At 62.7% G+C, this 18,268-nt stretch carries 13 protein-coding genes; 6 read left to right on the forward strand and 7 right to left on the reverse strand.

Annotated features, from left to right (window positions below; genetic code table 11):
- The first annotated feature begins 15 nt into the window (after window positions 1-15).
- A complete protein-coding gene (gene kdsA, locus FEV53_RS13785) occupies window positions 16-846 on the forward strand; it encodes a 3-deoxy-8-phosphooctulonate synthase (protein WP_142835403.1) in 831 nt (276 codons plus the stop codon).
- Between the two features lie 162 nt (window positions 847-1,008).
- Here kdsA and proS read toward each other — a convergent pair whose 3' ends face one another.
- A complete protein-coding gene (gene proS, locus FEV53_RS13790) occupies window positions 1,009-2,343 on the reverse strand; it encodes a proline--tRNA ligase (RefSeq protein WP_142835404.1) in 1,335 nt (444 codons plus the stop codon).
- A 60-nt stretch (window positions 2,344-2,403) separates the two neighbouring features.
- Complete coding sequence (locus FEV53_RS13795; protein ID WP_142835405.1) at window positions 2,404-3,204, reverse strand: glycosyl transferase; 801 nt, start codon at window positions 3,202-3,204, stop codon at window positions 2,404-2,406.
- A 217-nt stretch (window positions 3,205-3,421) separates the two neighbouring features.
- Between FEV53_RS13795 and FEV53_RS13800 the strand changes: the two genes are divergently transcribed.
- From FEV53_RS13800 to FEV53_RS13820, 5 genes are all read left to right on the forward strand, one after another.
- Window positions 3,422-4,267 carry a type 2 periplasmic-binding domain-containing protein gene (locus FEV53_RS13800; protein ID WP_142835406.1) on the forward strand — a complete coding sequence of 282 codons (846 nt, stop codon included), beginning with the start codon at window positions 3,422-3,424 and terminating at the stop codon, window positions 4,265-4,267.
- A 97-nt stretch (window positions 4,268-4,364) separates the two neighbouring features.
- A complete protein-coding gene (locus FEV53_RS13805; RefSeq protein ID WP_142835407.1) occupies window positions 4,365-5,483 on the forward strand; it encodes an AI-2E family transporter in 1,119 nt (372 codons plus the stop codon).
- Window positions 5,480-6,181, forward strand: a complete 702-nt coding sequence (locus FEV53_RS13810; protein WP_342778300.1) for an HdaA/DnaA family protein — start codon at window positions 5,480-5,482, stop codon at window positions 6,179-6,181. Before FEV53_RS13805 ends, FEV53_RS13810 begins: the two co-directional genes overlap by 4 nt.
- Window positions 6,182-6,185: 4 nt before the next feature.
- Window positions 6,186-8,381 carry an RNA degradosome polyphosphate kinase gene (locus tag FEV53_RS13815; protein WP_142835408.1) on the forward strand — a complete coding sequence of 732 codons (2,196 nt, stop codon included), beginning with the start codon at window positions 6,186-6,188 and terminating at the stop codon, window positions 8,379-8,381.
- Window positions 8,382-8,501: 120 nt separating this feature from the next.
- Entirely contained in the window at window positions 8,502-10,055 is a 1,554-nt protein-coding gene (locus FEV53_RS13820; protein ID WP_142835409.1) for a Ppx/GppA family phosphatase, read from the forward strand.
- 6 nt (window positions 10,056-10,061) lie between these two features.
- Here the strand turns inward: FEV53_RS13820 and FEV53_RS13825 are convergent, their stop codons facing one another.
- The 5 genes from FEV53_RS13825 to FEV53_RS13845 form a co-directional block, all read right to left on the reverse strand.
- A complete protein-coding gene (locus FEV53_RS13825) occupies window positions 10,062-10,406 on the reverse strand; it encodes a hypothetical protein (protein ID WP_142835410.1) in 345 nt (114 codons plus the stop codon).
- A 48-nt stretch (window positions 10,407-10,454) separates the two neighbouring features.
- Window positions 10,455-11,651: a beta-barrel domain-containing protein gene (locus FEV53_RS13830; protein WP_142835411.1), complete on the reverse strand. Its 1,197-nt coding sequence runs from the start codon at window positions 11,649-11,651 to the stop codon at window positions 10,455-10,457.
- A complete protein-coding gene (locus FEV53_RS13835) occupies window positions 11,648-14,119 on the reverse strand; it encodes an ATP-binding cassette domain-containing protein (RefSeq protein ID WP_142835412.1) in 2,472 nt (823 codons plus the stop codon). The genes FEV53_RS13830 and FEV53_RS13835 overlap by 4 nt, the downstream gene beginning before the upstream one ends.
- Window positions 14,116-15,411 carry a TolC family protein gene (locus FEV53_RS13840; protein WP_142835413.1) on the reverse strand — a complete coding sequence of 432 codons (1,296 nt, stop codon included), beginning with the start codon at window positions 15,409-15,411 and terminating at the stop codon, window positions 14,116-14,118. Before FEV53_RS13840 ends, FEV53_RS13835 begins: the two co-directional genes overlap by 4 nt.
- Window positions 15,412-15,479: 68 nt before the next feature.
- Window positions 15,480-18,188: an Ig-like domain-containing protein gene (locus FEV53_RS13845; RefSeq protein ID WP_142835414.1), complete on the reverse strand. Its 2,709-nt coding sequence runs from the start codon at window positions 18,186-18,188 to the stop codon at window positions 15,480-15,482.
- Window positions 18,189-18,268 lie beyond the last annotated feature (80 nt).

Raw genomic sequence — 18,268 nt, forward strand, 5'->3', positions numbered from 1 at the left:
ACTGAGGAACAGCACATGCCCGAGACCCGCATCGTCACCGTCGGCGACATTTCTATCGGCGGCAATAACCCCTTCGCGCTGATCGCAGGGCCGTGCCAACTCGAGTCGCTGGACCATGCCCGGATGATGGCCGAGCGCATCGCCGAGGCTTGCGCGCCAACCAGCACGCAGTTCATTTTCAAAGCCAGCTACGACAAGGCCAACCGGTCCTCTCTGTCGAGCCAGCGCGGCCTTGGCATGGAAGAGGGCCTGTCAATTCTGTCGAAAATTGGCACCGAGTTCGGCTGCCCGACTCTCACTGACGTTCATCTGCCTGACCACTGCGCCCCGGCGGCCGAGGCCTGCGATGTCCTGCAAATTCCGGCCTTCCTCTGCCGCCAGACCGACCTCCTGCTCGCAGCAGGTGAAACCGGCGCTGCGATCAACGTGAAAAAGGGTCAATTCCTCGCGCCCTGGGACATGAGCAATGTTGCCGCGAAAATCGCCTCCACCGGCAATGAGCGGATCATGCTCTGCGATCGTGGGACTTCTTTCGGCTACAATACGCTGGTCTCGGATTTCCGCGGCCTCCCGATCATGGCGCAGACGGGCTATCCGGTCGTCTTCGACGCCACCCATTCCGTTCAACAGCCCGGTGGTCAGGGGACCACCACCGGTGGCCAGCGCGAATTCGCCCCCGTCCTCGCCCGTGCCGCCTGTGCCGTTGGCGTCTCTGCCCTGTTTATCGAGACCCATCAGGATCCCGACAACGCCCCCTCCGACGGACCTAATATGATCCCGATCGAGGAAATGAGCGACCTCATCGCCAAACTCCGCGCCATCGATGATCTGATGAAGGGCAACTGATCAAAGATCAGCGCTCGCGTCCGCCGTCGCAGGGTATTTGTGAACACAAGGAAGACAGAGCTTCGCCGTGATTTCTTTGTGTTTTTAGATACCCCGTTCCCCGACAACGTGTCCCGCGCGACGACGGCGCGGGAGCGATGTACTTGATGTACTTAAAGTATCTCAAACGCTGTAGATTTGTCCGATCCGGTCGATGGCGGCCTCGAGCGACATTTCCTCGCTCTCGCCGGTGCGCCGGTTGGTCAATTCGACGACGCCGGTCTTCAGGCCGCGCGGGCCCACGGTGATCCTCCAGGGGAGACCGATCAGATCCATGGTGGCAAACTTTGCGCCAGCGCGTTCTTCGCGGTCGTCGTAGAGCGGGTCGAGACCCTTTGCGATCAGCGCCTGCTCCAGTCGCTCGCAAGCCGCGTCACAATCGCTGTCGCCCTGCCGCAGGTTCACGATGCCGCAATGGAACGGGGTCACGCCTTCGGGCCAGATGATGCCGTTCTCGTCATGGCTGGCCTCGATGATCGCGCCCAGCAGACGCGACACGCCAATCCCGTGGGAGCCCATATGGACCGGCACCCGCTCGCCTTCGGCAGTGGAGACGACAGCACCCATGGCCTCGGAGTATTTCGTGCCGAAATAGAAGATCTGCCCCACCTCGATGCCACGCGCGGTGCGGCGGCGCTCTTCGGGGACCTCGGCGAAAACCGCCTCGTCATGGGTTTCATCGGTGCGGGCGTAGCGGGAGGTGAATTCCTCAAGCACGGCCTGACACTGCTCGACCGAATCGTAATCGATCTCCCGATCGCCAAAACGCAGATCGGTGATCTCGCTGTCGTAGAAGACCTCGGATTCCCCGGTTTCAGCCAGCACCAGAAATTCATGGGTGTAGTCGCCGCCAATTGGACCACCATCGGCGCGCATGGGGATGGCTTGCAGGCCCATACGCTCATAGCTGCGCAGGTAACTCACCAGATGGCGGTTATAGGCGTGGAGCGCGTCTTCCTTGGTCAGGTCGAAGTTGTAGCCATCCTTCATATAGAATTCGCGGCCCCGCATGACGCCAAAGCGCGGGCGGACCTCATCGCGGAATTTCCACTGGATGTGGTAGAGGGTCAGAGGGAGGTCCTTGTAGCTCGTCACGTGGCTGCGGAAAATGTCGGTGATCATCTCCTCATTCGTGGGACCGTAAAGCATGTCGCGGTCATGGCGGTCGCGGATGCGCAGCATTTCCGGGCCGTAGGCATCGTAGCGGCCGGACTCGCGCCAGAGCTCTGCCGATTGCAGGGTCGGCATGAGCATCGGAATATGACCGGCGCGCTGCTGCTCCTCGTGGACGATCTGCTCGATCTTTTTCAAAACCTTGAAGCCCAGCGGCAGCCAGGAATAAATCCCGGCACTGGCTTGTTTGATCATCCCGGCGCGCAGCATCAGGCGGTGGCTGGCGATCTGCGCCTCGGCGGGCGTTTCCTTCAGGACGGGCAGAAAATAGCGGCTGAGGCGCATGGGCGGGGCTCCGGGTCTGGTTTGCTCATTCGCTAGGCGATCCCGGTGCGTCCCGCAAGGCTACTCGCGCCAGTTCTCGGCCACCCAAGGGCTCGGACGGATAAAATGGCGCAGGTGGCTGAGAACACTGCCCTTGCGCTTGCCACGCCAGAGCGCCGCGATATGAGCGCGGGCCGAAGGCTGGCGATAGTCGCCATAGCGCCCCTCAATGGCGTTCTGCGGCGTCAGGTGACCAGCGAACAGGACCACGCGGGCGTCGCGGGGCAGCTTGGGTGCCAGCAGATAATTCAGCGGGAAAATACGGCGGCAGTCCCTGCGGAAATGCGCGACCCAGGCGCGCGGATAGAACTCAGGACCGCCGGGTGCCTCGCGGGTCACGAAGCGCTGCTCGTAGCGATATGTCTCGGCGATGGCCTGAGGATCGGCCTTGAACCGCTCCTGAAGCGGCAGGAGTCCGCCCACCGGGAACCGAAACACAGAGGTTTGTCCCAGCTTTTCCAGCAGGTTCGACGGGTTCCGAGCCAGCACGACCTTCTCCGGGGCGCCATATTCGAAAAGCGGATCAAGGGAGCCCGTGACGATCACGTCAAGATCGAGAAACAGCACCGGGCCGGACAAGTCCCCGAGCTTTGCCCCCCAGAGCCGCGATTTCGGCCAAATGCCGGTGCGGGTCCTCGGGATCTCATAGTCGATCTCCGGCAAGGGCTGGGTCTCGACCTCGGGGCGCATCCCCGAAGGATCATCGCAGAAACAAACAAAACGGAAGGGCGGCGTGACATTTCGCGCCACGCCCGCATACAGGCGATTGACGTAGCGCGGACCGTATTTCGTGCCCCAGTTGATGCAGATGATCTGTTTCAAGGGTGCCTCCCACGCCGTCCCACGGGTCTCTTGCCAGATCGAACGGGTCAATGACCAGTCCTCAGATACCGCACCCCCATGACAGAGCGGGCCTGACCATGTTATGTTTTGACAGGTGTATCGCAGGATCGTGACTGTGCAGAGTTCCACAACATCCCTATGGCAAGCACTGACTTCCGCATGTCTTTGCGCTGCCGCTGTATTTTCGTGCGGTGGGATGGGCGCATCGGCGCAGACCGCTGCTCAGCAAGAAACGACTTACGTCACACGACTTTTGCGTGAAGATCTGGCCAACTATCTCGACATGCTGGACGGGCGCGACCCGCTTGAGATCGAGGATCTGGGGGCGACCGCGTCCACGCGGATGACCTTTGAGCCCCTCGTCATGCAGGTTGCCCCTGTGCTGGGGGGGTGCAACTGCCGGGTCGTTTACGAACCCTATGACGTCCATACGCCTCACGCACGGACCATAGAGCAGGTACGCGCGGGCAGAGAGCTGACTCATGGGGTGGCCGGGTTTTCTGATGATAGCCGGTATGCCGAGGGAATTTGGCTCAGCGAACCGATTCTCGACCGTCAGGACTTCTATGTGGGGTTTTACACGCTCGAAGAGCGAACCGATGTGCTGGCCGTCACCGATTTCGCCGAGATCCGCAACCTGCGCTTTGGCGTGACGCGGACATGGGAGCTGGATCGTGACGTGATCGCGCAGTACGGGTTTCGGGAGCAGACCGCAGATAGCTGGCCCACTATTTTGCGCATGATTGCGGCGGGGCGGGCCGATGTGGTGCTGCAGCCGTTCGCGGCCTCTTCAGACGATCTGTCGTTTGAGGATGTCGCCAATGGCGCGCGTCTCAAGCCGATACCGGGGATGCGACTGCTATTTGGGCAGGGGCGCCATTTTATCGTTTCGCAAAACCATCCGGACGGCGCCGAGTTTCTGAAAGCGCTCAACCGCGGCATCGGGATTCTGCGCGATCAGGGCGTGCTCCGACGCGGCATGGCCCATGCGGGGGTCATTGCGCCCCAGACCGAGAGTTTCGAGATCTTCCCAGAGTTCTGAGCAGTCTGATTGGGACAGTCCTGGCGGTGCAGGTGCTCTTGCGCCTTGGCGCCCTACGTACCAAAACACCCCAGCAGCAAAAGGCGGATCCGTACCCATGTCAGTCCCAGTGAAACAGCAGGTTCTCTATTGGAGCATCGCAGCACTCGTCTTCATCTTGCTCCTGATGTGGCTTGGCAATGTGATCACACCGTTCATCCTCGGTGCTGCCATTGCTTACCTGCTGGATCCCATTGCGGACCGTCTGCAGGAAAAAGGCCTCAGTCGTGCGCTCGCGGTCGCGATTATCTCCGTGATCGTGACAGTGATCTTCGTCGGACTGATCCTGCTGGTGATTCCGACTCTGATCTCCCAGCTCGCTGCCCTGTCGAACCGGGTGGCGGAACTGATCGACAAGGCCCCTCTGCTCGTGGGCCATGCGCAAAGCTGGCTGGTGGCGAATGTGCCCTTCGTTGCGGAGCGGTTCCCCGAAGTGGCCGATCTGCAAAACGCGCTGGAGCGCTTCATGTCCTCCTTTACCGAGGCCTTGCGCAAGCGGTCAGGCGCGCTGATCGAAGGCGTGACGGCCTCCGTCTCCGGCATCATCGGCGTCATCACGGTGCTGGTGATCGCGCCGGTGGTCTCGGTCTATCTGCTCTTCGACTGGGACCGGATGGTGGCCGAGATCGACAGCCTCCTGCCCCGCCAGCACGCCCCGACGATCCGCAAGCTCGCCTCGGACATCGACACCACCCTATCCTCTTTCCTGCGGGGACAAGGCCTCGTCTGCCTGATCCTCGGCACCTATTACGCCATCGCGTTGACGCTGGTGGGGCTGCAATTCGGCTTTGTCATCGGGGTGATCGCGGGCGCACTGACCTTCATCCCCTACGTGGGCGCGCTGGTGGGCGCGCTGCTCTCCATCGGCATGGCCCTGTTCCAGTTCTGGGGAGAGTGGTGGATGATCCTGATCGTCTATGCGATCTTCCAGTCGGGACAGGCGGTCGAAGGCAATATCCTGACCCCGAAACTGGTGGGCAGCTCGGTCGGGCTGCACCCGGTCTGGCTGCTCTTTGCCCTGACCGCCTTCGGCTCGCTCTTTGGTTTTGTCGGTATGCTTGTTGCTGTGCCGGTCGCCGCCGTCCTCGGGGTCGTGGCCCGCTTCCTGATCGGCAAATACCGCAACAGCGCGCTCTATCTGGGCGAAGATCCGAACAACTCCGAGACGTCTGAATGATGGCAGAGCAACTGCCCCTCGATCTGCGCATCCGTCCGGCGCTGGGGCGCGAGGATTTTGTCGTGGCTCCCTCCAATGCCGACGCGCTTGCCATGGTCGAGGGCAAAGGCTGGCCCGGCGGACGGCTGGCCCTGACCGGGCCAGCCGCCTCTGGCAAGACGCATCTCGCCCATGTCTGGGCGAAAATGTGCGACGCGCTTGTGGTGCCTGCTTTGGACCTGCCCCGCTACGACATTCCCACCCTCGCCGCCGCGCGGCGCATCGCGGTGGAGGACGTGCCGGAGATCGCCGGACGGGCCAAGGCAGAGACGGCGCTGTTTCACCTCTACAACCGCTTGGGCAGTCTCGGAGGGCGCCTCCTCGTGACAGGGCGTACCCCGCCCGCGAGCTGGCCCATTGCTCTGCCAGACCTGAAAAGCCGCTTGACCGCCCTGACGACGGCAGAGCTCTCGCCCCCCGATGATGCGCTCCTCGGGGCGTTGCTGGAAAAGCAACTCTCGGACCGGGGCCTTGAGGCCTCTCTGCCAGTGCTCCGCTATCTGGTAACCCGGATGACCCGTTCGGCTGAGGCGGCGCGCGATCTTGCGGACGCCCTTGACCGCGTCTCGCTGGCGCGGCACCGTCCGGTCACTATTCCGCTGGCCAAGACGGCGCTCGCGACTTTGGCCGGACCCGCACACCCGACCGACGAAAGTTGACCCGATGATCGAAACCGACTTCCTTGCCGCCCCCTTTCCCGCCCCTGCCGAACCGGCGCCAGACGCGGATCTGAGCGGTCCGGAACGGTTCCAGAATCGTGAGCTGTCCTGGCTCGCATTCAACTGGCGTGTTCTGGAAGAAGCCGAGAATCCGAACGTGCCGCTCCTTGAACGGCTCCGCTTCGTCTCGATTTCGGCGGCAAACCTCGACGAGTTCTACACCGTCCGCGTCGCAGGTCTGCGCGAGCTGGCCCTTTCCGGCAATGCCACGCCCGCGCTCGACGGCCTGACCCCGACACAGCAGCTCCAGCTGATCGACGCCGACGCCCGGCGGCTGATGGATTGCCAGCAGAACATCCTGTCTGGCCTCAAAGCCGAAATGGCCGAAGCAGGCATTTACCTGCTGACACCGGATGATCTGACCGCCGCTGACAAAACCTATCTGTCAAAGCAGTTCCTGAAGGAGGTCTTCCCGGTTCTCTCGCCGCTCGCTATTGACCCGGCGCACCCGTTCCCCTTCATTCCCTCCTCCGGCTATTCGCTGGCGGTGGAATTGCAACGGATCAGTGACAAATCCACCCTGCGCGCCCTGATCCCGATCCCCCATCAGATCGAACGCTTTGTGCACCTGCCCGCCCCGGAGGGGCAGTTCCGCATCCTGCCACTCGAAGAAATGCTGCTGCTCCATGTGATCACGCTCTATCCCCATTATAAAGTTAAGGGGCACTGCACCTTCCGCATCCTGCGCGACAGCGATCTCGAAGTGGAGGACGAGGCGGAGGATCTCGTGCGCGAATTCGAGGTGGCTCTGAAACGTCGGCGGCGGGGCGAAGTCGTCCGGCTGAATATCTCGGCGAATGCGCCCGCTGGCTTGCGGAAACTGATTATGCAGGAGCTGCCGGTTACCGACGAGGAAACCGTCGAGACCGAGGGGCTGATCGGAGTTGCGGACCTGTCGGAGCTGGTGCTCAAAGACCGTCCCGACCTGCTCTGGCCCACCTATACGCCGCGCGTTCCCGAGCGCGTTCAGGATCACGAGGGCGACATGTTCGCGGCGATCCGGCAGAAGGACATGTTGCTCCACCACCCTTACGAGACATTCGATCTCGTCGTCCGCTTTGTGAAGCAAGCCGCCGCCGACCCCGATGTGGTGGCGATCAAGCAGACCCTCTACCGCACCCACAACGAGAGCCCGATCGTCGATGCGCTCTGCGAGGCCGCCGAGGCGGGCAAGCAGGTCACCGCTCTGGTCGAACTGAAGGCCCGCTTTGACGAGGCCGCCAATATCCGCCAGTCGCGCAAGCTCGAACGGGCGGGGGTGCATGTGGTATACGGCTTCATCCACTTCAAAACCCACGCCAAGCTTTCCGCCGTGATCCGTCGCGAGCGGGACGGGATGATGACCTATTCCCATTTCGGGACCGGAAATTACCACCACATCACCGCCCGGATCTACACTGACCTGTCCTTCTTCACATGCGACGCGGCGCTGGGGCGGGACATGACGCGGCTGTTCAATTATCTGTCAGGCTATGCCGATCCCGAGGGGCTGGAAAATCTCAGCGTCTCGCCCCGGACCCTGAAACAGACCCTCATTGATCTCATGGAGGTCGAGGCGCAGAATGCCGAGGCTGGCAAGCCAGCCGTGATCTGGGCCAAGATGAACTCGCTGATCGAGGCAGACGTGATCGACAAGCTCTACGAGGTGTCCCAGCGCGGCGTGAAGGTCAGTCTGGTCATCCGGGGCATTTGCGGTCTCCGGCCGGGGATCAAGGGGCTCAGCGAGAATATCCGGGTGAAATCCATCGTGGGGCGGTTTCTGGAACATTCCCGGATTGTCTGCTTCGGGAATGGCCATGAAATACCTTCAAAACAGGCCCGCGTGTTCATCTCCTCCGCCGACTGGATGGGGCGGAACCTGAACCGCCGGGTTGAGACATTGGTCGAGTGCAAAAACGCCACCGTCAAAGCCCAGATCATCCGTCAGATCATGGCTGCGAACATGGCAGATACGGCGCAGAGCTGGATCCTTCAGTCGGACGGCACCTATCTCCGGCCCATTGATCTGACCGATGACGGCGCGTTCTCCTGCCACCGATTCTTTATGGAAAACCCGTCACTCTCGGGGCGGGGCACAGCGGCGGCGGTCGCAGTCCCTGACCTGTCGCACAGCAACGAAAACGTCACGCGGGGTGACTGAGCGGGCAAGCCCTGGCGTGGCGGGTATTTCTGTCACGCCACCGGCTCCCCCACAGTCAGCGATTGACCGGCGACCTGTCCCCGGTGCACGCTCCGTACAACGGTGACCAAAGGCGGGACCATGCTGGCTTCAGATCCTGACCCCGAAGAATTCGGCCGCTTTGGCCCCCCGCTATTCGACAAACCCATGGCCCGCGCCCTGTCCCGCGTGGCGGTGATCGACATCGGGTCAAACTCGATTCGTCTGGTTGTGTTTGACGGCGCCGCCCGCTCACCCGCCTATTTCTTTAACGAGAAGGTCATGGCCGGTCTGGGGCGCGGCTATGTCGAGACAGGCCGGCTGAACCCGGAGGGAAAGGAGCGCGCGCTGGCCGCCATGCGTCGCTTTGCGCGGCTGATCGACGGCGTGGGCGCGCGCCCGGTGATCGCAGTCGCCACAGCCGCCATGCGCGAGGCCGAGGACGGGCCGGAGTTTTGCCAGCAGGTGCTGCGCGAGACCGGCATCCATATCCGCGTGATCGATGGCGCCGAGGAGGCGCGTCTGTCCAGTCAGGGGGTGCTTGTTGGCTGGCCCGACGCCCGGGGGCTGGTCTGCGATATTGGCGGCTCGTCTCTTGAGATGGCCGAGGTCGGTGACGGACAGATCGGACGGCGCGACACCTCGCCCTTGGGCCCCCTGCGGCTACAAGGTCTGCCCGGTGGAAAAAAAGGGCTGAAGGCCGAGATAAAGACCCATCTGAAGCGTCTCCATGAGATGTTTGACGACTCCTATCCAGACAGGATTTTCCTTGTCGGCGGCTCGTGGCGGGCGATTGCACGGGTCGATATGGCTCGGCGCAACTACCCTCTTCACGTGCTGCATGAATACCGTATCACCCCGAAACATGCCCGCGCGACGATCAAGTTCATAGAGGCTCACTCCACCGATGAACTGCGGGCCATGACCGGCGTGGGCGAGAGTCGGATGGCTCTGGTTCCTCTGGCTGCGCAGGTGTTGAAGATCATCATCCGCATCTTCAAACCCCGTGAACTGGCGATCTCGTCCTACGGGATCCGCGAAGGGCTGCTTTACGAACAGATGCCCACTCTCTTGCGGGAGCGCGATCCCCTGATCGAAGCCTGCCGCTGGGCGGAGGCGCAATATGCGCGTCAGCCGGGTTTTGGCCGCGCGCTCTACCATTTCATCAAGCCGCTTTTTGGCGATCACATGCCAGCCCGCCAACGGCTCCTCCGTGCGGCCTGTCTGCTCCACGACGTGAACTGGCGCGCCCATCCCGACTACCGCCACGAGGCCTGCTTTGACAGCATTACCCAGTCCGCGCTTGGCGGCCTCGATCATGCGGAACGGGTCATGCTCGGTCTCGCGCTGCTGCACCGCTACAAGGGCAACCGGTCTGGCACCCGTTTTGAGGCCGTATCCTCCATCCTGAGCGAGCGTGAGATCCATGATGCCGAAGTCATGGGGCGGGCGATGCGCTTTGGCGCCATGTTCTCGGGCGAAGCCCCTCTGGCCCATGGACGGATGCAGTGGTTCCCCAAACGAAAGCATCTGGAACTGCGGCTGGCCGACGACGCGCAGGACCTCTTTGGCGAGGTCGCGCAGGCCAGGTTCGAGGCGCTCGCGGGCACTCTTGGCGCGACCACCGAGATAAAGCCTCTGCGCCTGCGCTCCTGACAGGAATCAGAGATCCACAACGCCCTCGGAATGGAGGACACGCGGCGGATCGATTGGATCTGCGGACGGAGGTTCGTTGCGACGGCGCAGGATGATGTCGCCATTCGGCAGCACCTCGGGCGCGTGGTAGAGATGTAGATCCGATAGTGGAAACTCCGCGCCGTCCCACTCTTCCAGCATCCCCAACAGCCGCTGCAACTCGGGCTCGGCGCGCTCCAGAAGTCCCCGAAGCAAGAGCCGCGTGCCCTCGGAGATCATCCCGGCACCGTCCTCCAGATCCTGTTCGGCCTCCTGAGCCGGAGCAAGAAACGGGATGCAGATCACGGCGACACATAAACAGAAACGAACCATGGCGGACCCTCCCTCAGGATCCACCATAGACCTAATGTCGCGCCGCGCCTATCGTTCCGTGAGGGCTTCGCTGGAGCGGTAAAGCGGCTTCAGCAAATAGCGCAGCACGGACTTTGCACCGGTATACAGCTCCACCTGCCCCTGCATCCCAGGACGCAGCACAATCTCGCGCTGGCGCTCGGTGAGGTTGTCGAGGTCGATGCTGACCGTCACCTTGTAATAGGGCTGCGGCTGGGCGGAGCGGTCGTCGGGATCAACCACCGTATCGGCGGAAATTACGTCGATCTTGCCGTCAAGCATTCCGTAGATCGAGTAATCATAGGCCGAGAGCTTCACCGTCGCCTCCTGCCCGATGCGCAGGCCCGCGATATCCGACGGCTTCACCCGCGCCTCGAACAGGAGTTGCTCGTTCAGTGGGATCAGTTCCATGATTTGCTGGCCGGAGCCAACGACACCGCCGATGGTGGTGATGTCCACGCGATTGACGATGCCGCGCATGGGCGCGCGCAATTCGGTACGGGTCAGCTCGTCCTGACGGGCCGCCAAAGCCTGACGCAGGGTACCGATCTCACTGATCACGTCGCGCACCTGTTGAGCACGTTCGAGCTGAAGCGTGGTTACGATATCATCATGCACCCGCTTGGCGTCCATGTAGGCCTTGCGCGCGCGGGTGACTTCGATTTCGGCTACGAGGTTTTGCCGGTCGAGATCCTCCATCGTGTCCTTTTCGCGCTTCGTCTGTTCGACGATCGCCATGGCCCCGGCGCGGCGGCTCTCGAAATCGGTGAGGCGCGCGGTCAGGAGGGCTTGCTCCGTGTCCACGAGGCCCCGGTACTGACTGGCCATCTCGATGGGCACGTCGAATTCCATTGCCCCCGCCTGTTCGGCCCCGAGCCGCAGGCGGCGCAACTCAAGCGCCGCGATCTGCTCTTGCAGATCCTCCACCTCGGCGCGGACCGAAGTGTCGTTCAGCCGTGCCAGAACGGTGCCCGCCTCGACCTCCTGCCCCTCATGGACCAGCACTTCGGACAGGATCCCGCCCTCAAGGCTCTGGATCGACTGGGTGCGCGAGGAAGAAATCACCTCGCCCTCGCCGCGGACGATCTCATCGAGCATCGCAAAGGCCGCCCAACCGACGAAAATCGCGACCGCTGCCAGAGACAGCCAGATCACGAGGCTCGGCCCCCGCCCGGTATCATCCCGGGCCAGAGCGCTGTCATAGATGATCAGATGTGCACTGCTCATGCGCTTGCCTCCTGTTGGGTGCGCTCCGCCAGACGCTCTTGCCCCTCGGCAATACGCTCCATGATCTCGTCCCGAGACCCGGTGCGTACGATGCGCCCGCCGGTAATCAGGGCGATGCGGTCCACCAGCGACAGAAGCGTCGGACGGTGGGTGGCGAGGATCAGGGTGCGGTTGCCCAGCCACTGATCGAGACGTGCGGTGATCCGGGCCTCAAGCCCCTGATCAAAGGCCGCCGTCGGCTCATCGAGCAGCACCACGGACGGATCTTGCAACCACAGCCGCGCCCAACCGATGGACTGGCGCTGCCCGACCGAGAGGCCACGACCGCCGTCGAGGATCTCCAGGTCGAGGCCGCGCGGATGGCCGCGCACCATATCGCCGAGACCGGCGAAATCGAGCGCTTCGAGCAGGCGGTCATCGTCGCTCTCCAGAAGGCTCAGGTTCAGGTTGTCGCGCAGCGTGCCGGTAAAGAGCCGCACCTCCTGCCCCATATAGCCAATATGGCGGCGCAGGTCGCGGGGGGCGATCTGGTTCATCTCGACCCCGTCGATCCGCAGCTCACCGGCGGTCGGCTGCACCAGACCCGCCAAGAGCCGCAGAAGCGTGGACTTGCCCGAGCCGTTCGGCCCGAGGAGCGCCAGCCGTTCACCCGCGCGCATCTCCAGACGCGGCAGGCTGACCACGGCAGGTCCCTCTTCGCCATAGGCGAATTGCAGACCCGACAGGCTGTAGGCCCCGTTGAGCCGGTCCCGGCGCAGATGAGAGCGCCCGGCCTCTTCTTCCTGCGGTGCCAGCGCGATCATGTCGAGCGCGTCCAGAGCGGCGGAGACGTTGCTCCAACGGGCGAAGAGCCCTGCCAGCTGGGTCAAAGGCGCCAGCGTCCGCGAGGTCAGGATGCCCACGGCGATAATCGTGCCGACGGTGAACTCACCGGCAAAGGTCATGTAGGCGCCGAAGATCACGGCAGCCACATAGGTGGCCTGCTGCACGCTGACCGCCCAGAGTTGCAGGTTGGTCTGCACCTTCCGGTGCTCGGCCGAGGAGGTCGCGCTGGCCTCGCAGATCAACGCCCAGTCGCGCTGGATGCGCGCTTCGCCGCGCTGGCTCTTCACCGTCTCCAGATCATAGATCGTCTCATGCAGGAGCCGTGCAGACTGGGCCGAGCTGGCCTGGCTCTGCTCGGTCAGCTTGCGCAGCTTGCGGCGTGCCAGAAGGCTCGGCAGGACCATCAGGGCGCCGCCCGCGATCAGGATCAGCACCACCGGCCCACCAATCGACCAGACCAGCGCGAGGAACAGGAGCACAAAGGGCAAATCCGCCATGGCACCCATGGAACCGGCGGTGAAGAACTCGCGCACCGAGCCGAAATCACGGATCGCGGTAAAGAGCTGGCTGGGCATGACCTCGGCCAGACGCGCCCGCATCCCCATGAGCCGGTCGATGAGCATGGCCTGCACCTTCAGCTCGATCTTTCGACCGGAGCGGTCGGTGAGCCGGGCACGAGCGATCTTCAGCGCGCCTTCCATCAGGATGGCGAGAAACGCGCCAATGGCCAGCACCCAGAGGGTCGGCGTGCTCTGATGCGGGATTACGCGGTCGTAGACCTGCATGGAGAAAATCGCGACGGACACGGCCAGCAGGTTCGCCACCAGCGAGCCCACGGCAATCTCGCCCATGGGACGGCGCAGCGTACGGAACTGCCCCCAAAACCAGTGTTCTTCCTTCTCCGCGTTACCCCGGATGCCAAGGCGACGTCCCAGCGTGGCGCCGGTGGCCTCGAGCACATCCCCGCTATGATATTCGGCGAACTCCTCCAGAGCGACCTTCTGCCGTTCATCGCCCTCATCCGGCGCAAGCAGGGTCACGCTGGTGCTGTCCACATCCGTCACCAGAACGATCTGGCCGGTCGTCATCAGGCAAAGCGCAGGCAGGAGCGTGTCTTCCACCGCCACATTGCGGCGCAGGCGGAGCTTAAGGCCCTGCGCGGCGAGGTGGCTCGCAATTTCATCCAGCCCCCGATCCGAGTTTGTCCGACGCGCCAGAAGGAGCGCTTCGCTCACATCGTGGGCCGAGGTGCTGAGCCCGTGCTGCCGGGCAAAGGCCGCAACGAGCCGACCTCGATTGTAGAGCGGCCCAACACTGGCGGGGGACTGCGCGGGTGCGGTTGCGGCATCGACCGCCACCGGGGCAGCGGGGTCCTGTTCCGTCTCCGGCAACTCGGCTGCCGCAGGCTCGGGCGTTGGTTCGACGGCAGGAGGAGCAGACACCGTCTCCGGCACCGCGTCCAATTGCGGGGTCAGGGCCGCGTCACTCACTGTCACGTCTGTGTGTTGCGCCGCTTCAAGCGCCCGACGACGATCCTCGGCTTCCTTGCGCACACGCTGACGTTCGGCGCGCAAGAGATCGAAATCGACAATCACCTGATTGCCATCCTGGATCACGGGGTCGCCCCCTGCCCTGTCGGTCATATCCTGCTCCCGTCGATAAGAACGCCCTGCTCACGGGCCAGCTCGATCCGCGCCTCGCGAGCACGGGCCGCGAGGCTGACCGCCTCTTTGCGCTGATTGGTGAGCGACACGTAAAGCTTTGCTGCTTCGAGCAATTTCCGCTGCCCGGCGCGGAACTGCGCGTCAAAGATCCGGTGATTCTCGGCCAGTCGCGCGGCCACGTCCTTTGCATCGCGCACGCCGCCCTCGGCGCTTGCCGCATCATCACGGGCGCGCTGCATCTGGCGCTCGGTCTGCTCAGAGATCGCCTGCACCCGGCCTTCGGCCGCGGCGGCCTGCGCCTCGATCGACTCGATTTGCGCCTCGCGTCCAAAGATCATCACCGAGCCGCCAGTGCTGAGACCTCCGCTGACACCGGCAGCCCCGCCGCTGGCGCCCGCAGACAACTGAGGTGACAGGCTCGCACGGGCCAGATCCGCTTCGGCACGGGCACGCTCTGCCTCGGCCTTGGCGTTCAGGACCGGCAGAGCATCATTTCCAAACCCCGGAACGGCAAAGCCCGTCGGATTGGGCGGACTCGCCATTACCCCTGCGGTCAAAACGGAGAGTTGGCCGCTCGCCCCCTCAGCGGCGCGCCGCTCGGTCTGGGCATCGGCGTCTAGCGACGCAATGATCTGGTCAAGATTGGTCAGGTCAGAAGGGTTCTCGATCCCGCCCCCGACACGCCCCGCAAGAACCCGGCGGTATTCCTTCAGCCGGGTCAGGGCCGCGTTGCTGATGGCGAGCTTTTCCTCTGCTTCGGCGCGGGCGTTTTGCAAAGACAGCGCGTCTGCAATACGCTGATTTCGGGTCTGCGATAGGGCCACGGCAGCCACATCGATATCAGCCCGCGCAAAGTTGCGCTCGGCCTTCTTGCCGCCATTCCCGAACAGAACCAGATCCGTCAGAAGTGAGCCGTCTAGAACGCTGAGCCCGGTCAGAGAGATGCGCGGATCGAGCTTTGGCAGCCAGTTCTTATCGCGGGCTTTCGAGCGGAGGACCGCCGCGCGTAACTCGACGGCGGCGGGGCTCATATCGGCGGCGATAACGGCCTCGGCCAACTGCGCCTCGGAACTGCCCGAAGGCAAAACCGACCGGCGTGCCATCAACGCGTCGATGATCTCGGAATTAGCGGTCTCAGACTCGACCTTCTGCGCCTTCGCATCCGGCAGCAAACTGACGGCCTCCGGCGCTGCCGAGGCCTCTGGGGCGTCTCCGTCCTTGCCAATCATCCCGCAACCCGACACCGCCACCCCCATCCCAACGACGAGCATCAGAACAGGCCATGACGCCCCACCACGGGGGCAGGACGTCAAAGAGTTTTTAGCTGCGGCACGGCGCATCAGGTCACCAGATTTACGGTGAGATCATCGTCGATCGCCAGTTCGACATCCCCGCCCAGGTCATAGACCGCAGCGCTCTGGCCATTCAGATCGACCGTGTCGCCCGTCGCCGTCCCGCCGGTCAGGTTGGCCGTGTCATCCGCCAGACCATTCTCCTCGTTGCCGAGAACGGTGAGCCGCGTGTTGAAGCCCGCGACCTGATCCACCAGTTCCGGGGTCAGATTCAGCGTCGCCATCGACGCGAAGGACAGATCAATCGAACCTATGTCGAAGCCTGTAACATCAGCCGGATCGAGCGCCAGCTTGCCACCACCGGCTGCGTCCACTGCCATATAGGTCGTGGTGGAGTTTCCGGCCTCATCCGTCTGCGTCAGCAGCAGGTCAAGGCCTGGCCCTATCGAGCCGTTATCAAAGGAGACCACCGAGAAGCTGCCAATATCCGTTTCAGTACTAGCAATTTGCTCCACGTTGCCACTGCTGTCGATTGTCGCAACCTCCACCGTGTAATCCGGATTGTAGACAAAGGTGCTGGAAATGTTTGCATTTTCGTCGATGGTCAAAGCCTGCACCTGCACCGGGGTAGGAAGGGTGAAATCAGTTGTGAAGCAACTCTCTTCCGAAACAGTCCGCGTGTTTCCGGCCGAATCCGTCGCCGTGACAGAGATCGAGTAGGACACACCGTCCGCGATCTCTTCTCGCGGGACTTCGATCACCCATCCGCCATCGGCATCCACCGTAGCGACATAGGTAGTGGACGTCCCGCTGCTGTCCTGCAAGGTGACCTCCACCGGATCCGACCCGACTTCTGTCGTGCCACGCAGCGTGATTCCCGTCGAGGCTTCGGCTGCATTGAGCACCATATCGCCGTTTGCGTCCTCATCGGGCGGGCAGTCCACGGTCAGAGGCTCGACAACGCGATCAATCGGGACCACCGACGTCGGGCTGGTATGCGTGTTGCCAACATAGTCTGTGGCTTCGACAGAGATTTCCAGTTCGCTTGCATCAGCCGGGATCGCTTCGGGCGGAATCTGCACCGACCACGTGCCATCGGGGTTCACGTCAGCGACCAGGTCCATGCCACTGACGGTGACAATCACCTCGGTATCGCCCGGCTCCGTCGTCCCTTCGAGCAGGAAGCCTTCGCGCGCCTCAGCCGCGTTGACGATGTCGTCACCGGCAACCGGTACTGAAATACCAACTTCCGTCAGAACGTCGATCGGTACGAGGCGTGATGCCTCCGCCGTCCGGCCGTCATCCGTGGATGCGCTGACCACCACTTCGGGACCCGGGATCGCACCGTCGCTGTCCAGATACTCCGGCGGCAGCACACCACGGGGGAAGGTCACCTCGTAACGACCAGTATCATCGGCAACAGCCGTGAGTTCTGCTCCGAGGAACGCGACCACAACGTCGGCTCCCGCTTCGGTCACACCGGTAAAGCGAATCCCGCCATCCTCGGTAACCTCAGCATTGTTCAGGATGCCATCCTCGCGACCCGTCGGCTCGACCGTAACGGCCAACGTGCCAATCGGCGGTTCCGGCGGATTACCGGGATCTGAAATCGGCACCGTCATTGTTTCCGAAGACGACGTATTACCCACGTAGTCGGTTGCGATCACCGTCACATCTACGGAATCTGCGTCCTCCGGAATGGCAGAGGCCGGGATGTCAACGGACCAGGTTCCGTCCTCTGCGACGTCGGCCACCAGCTCGGTGCCATTGAAGTCGACCACGACACTGGTATCGCCAGGCTCGGTTTCGCCCGTGATCTGAAAGCCGTCCGTGAGTTCATCGCCATCGATCACATCGTTGCCTGCAATCGGCTCGGAAATGCTTACCTCGGTCAGCACGTCGATCGGCACCAACGCAGACGTCTCGGCCGTACGCCCATCCTCGGTTGAGGCACGGACGACCACTTCGGGGCCCGGTATTGCGCCATCGCTGTCCAGGTATTCCGGCGGCAGAACATCGCGTGGGAAGGTCACGTCGTAAAGACCGTTCTCATCGGCAACCGTCGTGATCTCCTGACCTTCGAACAGCACAACAACGTCAGCACCGGCCTCAGTCACGCCGGTAAAGCGGATGCCACCATCTTCGGTCACTTCGGCATTGTTCAGAATGCCGTCTTCGCGACCGGTCGGATCAACCGTAACAGTCAGCTCAGCGATGATATCGCCGGGACCGTCGCCATCGCCGTTGTCATCATCGTCGTCATCATCGTCGTCATCGTCGTCATCATCATCGTCGTCCAGCGCCGCAGCTGCACCGGCAAGCAACAGCAGGCCCCCGGCGAGCATGGCAGGATCAAGCTGGAACGGCACAGCGACCGGAGCCAGGACTTCTTCGTAGAAAATCAGGTTGTCGATGGTGCTAAACTTCGAGGTCGTGTCCATCACCTGATAGCCAACGTCGATTGGCCCATCCGTGAGCCCACCGTACAGCTCGACCATCTGGGCCTCGCCACCAGCGCTGAGGTACAGTTCACCTTCGCCCGATGCGGAAAAGAAGTTGTCGATGTAGATCACATCGCCATTGGTAAGTTCCACAACAAGGGTCGACCCGTCGCGGCTGTAGGACGCGACATTCGCCTGTCGCAGGTTCAGAGAAACCTTTCCGCCATCCGGTCTGAAAATACGATCTCCATTGAGAACGACTCCATCAGCCGCAGGTATGCCGGGCTGAACGACTCTGTAATTGATACTTTGCATAACGCTCTCCAGCTGCCTCACAGGCACTTCATGACCGAGCACCTTTCGTCAACGTTAGCTCAATCTGGAATTCAATAAAA

Origin of the sequence: Palleronia caenipelagi (assembly GCF_007004065.1) — a bacterium.
Lineage (GTDB): Bacteria > Pseudomonadota > Alphaproteobacteria > Rhodobacterales > Rhodobacteraceae > Palleronia > Palleronia caenipelagi.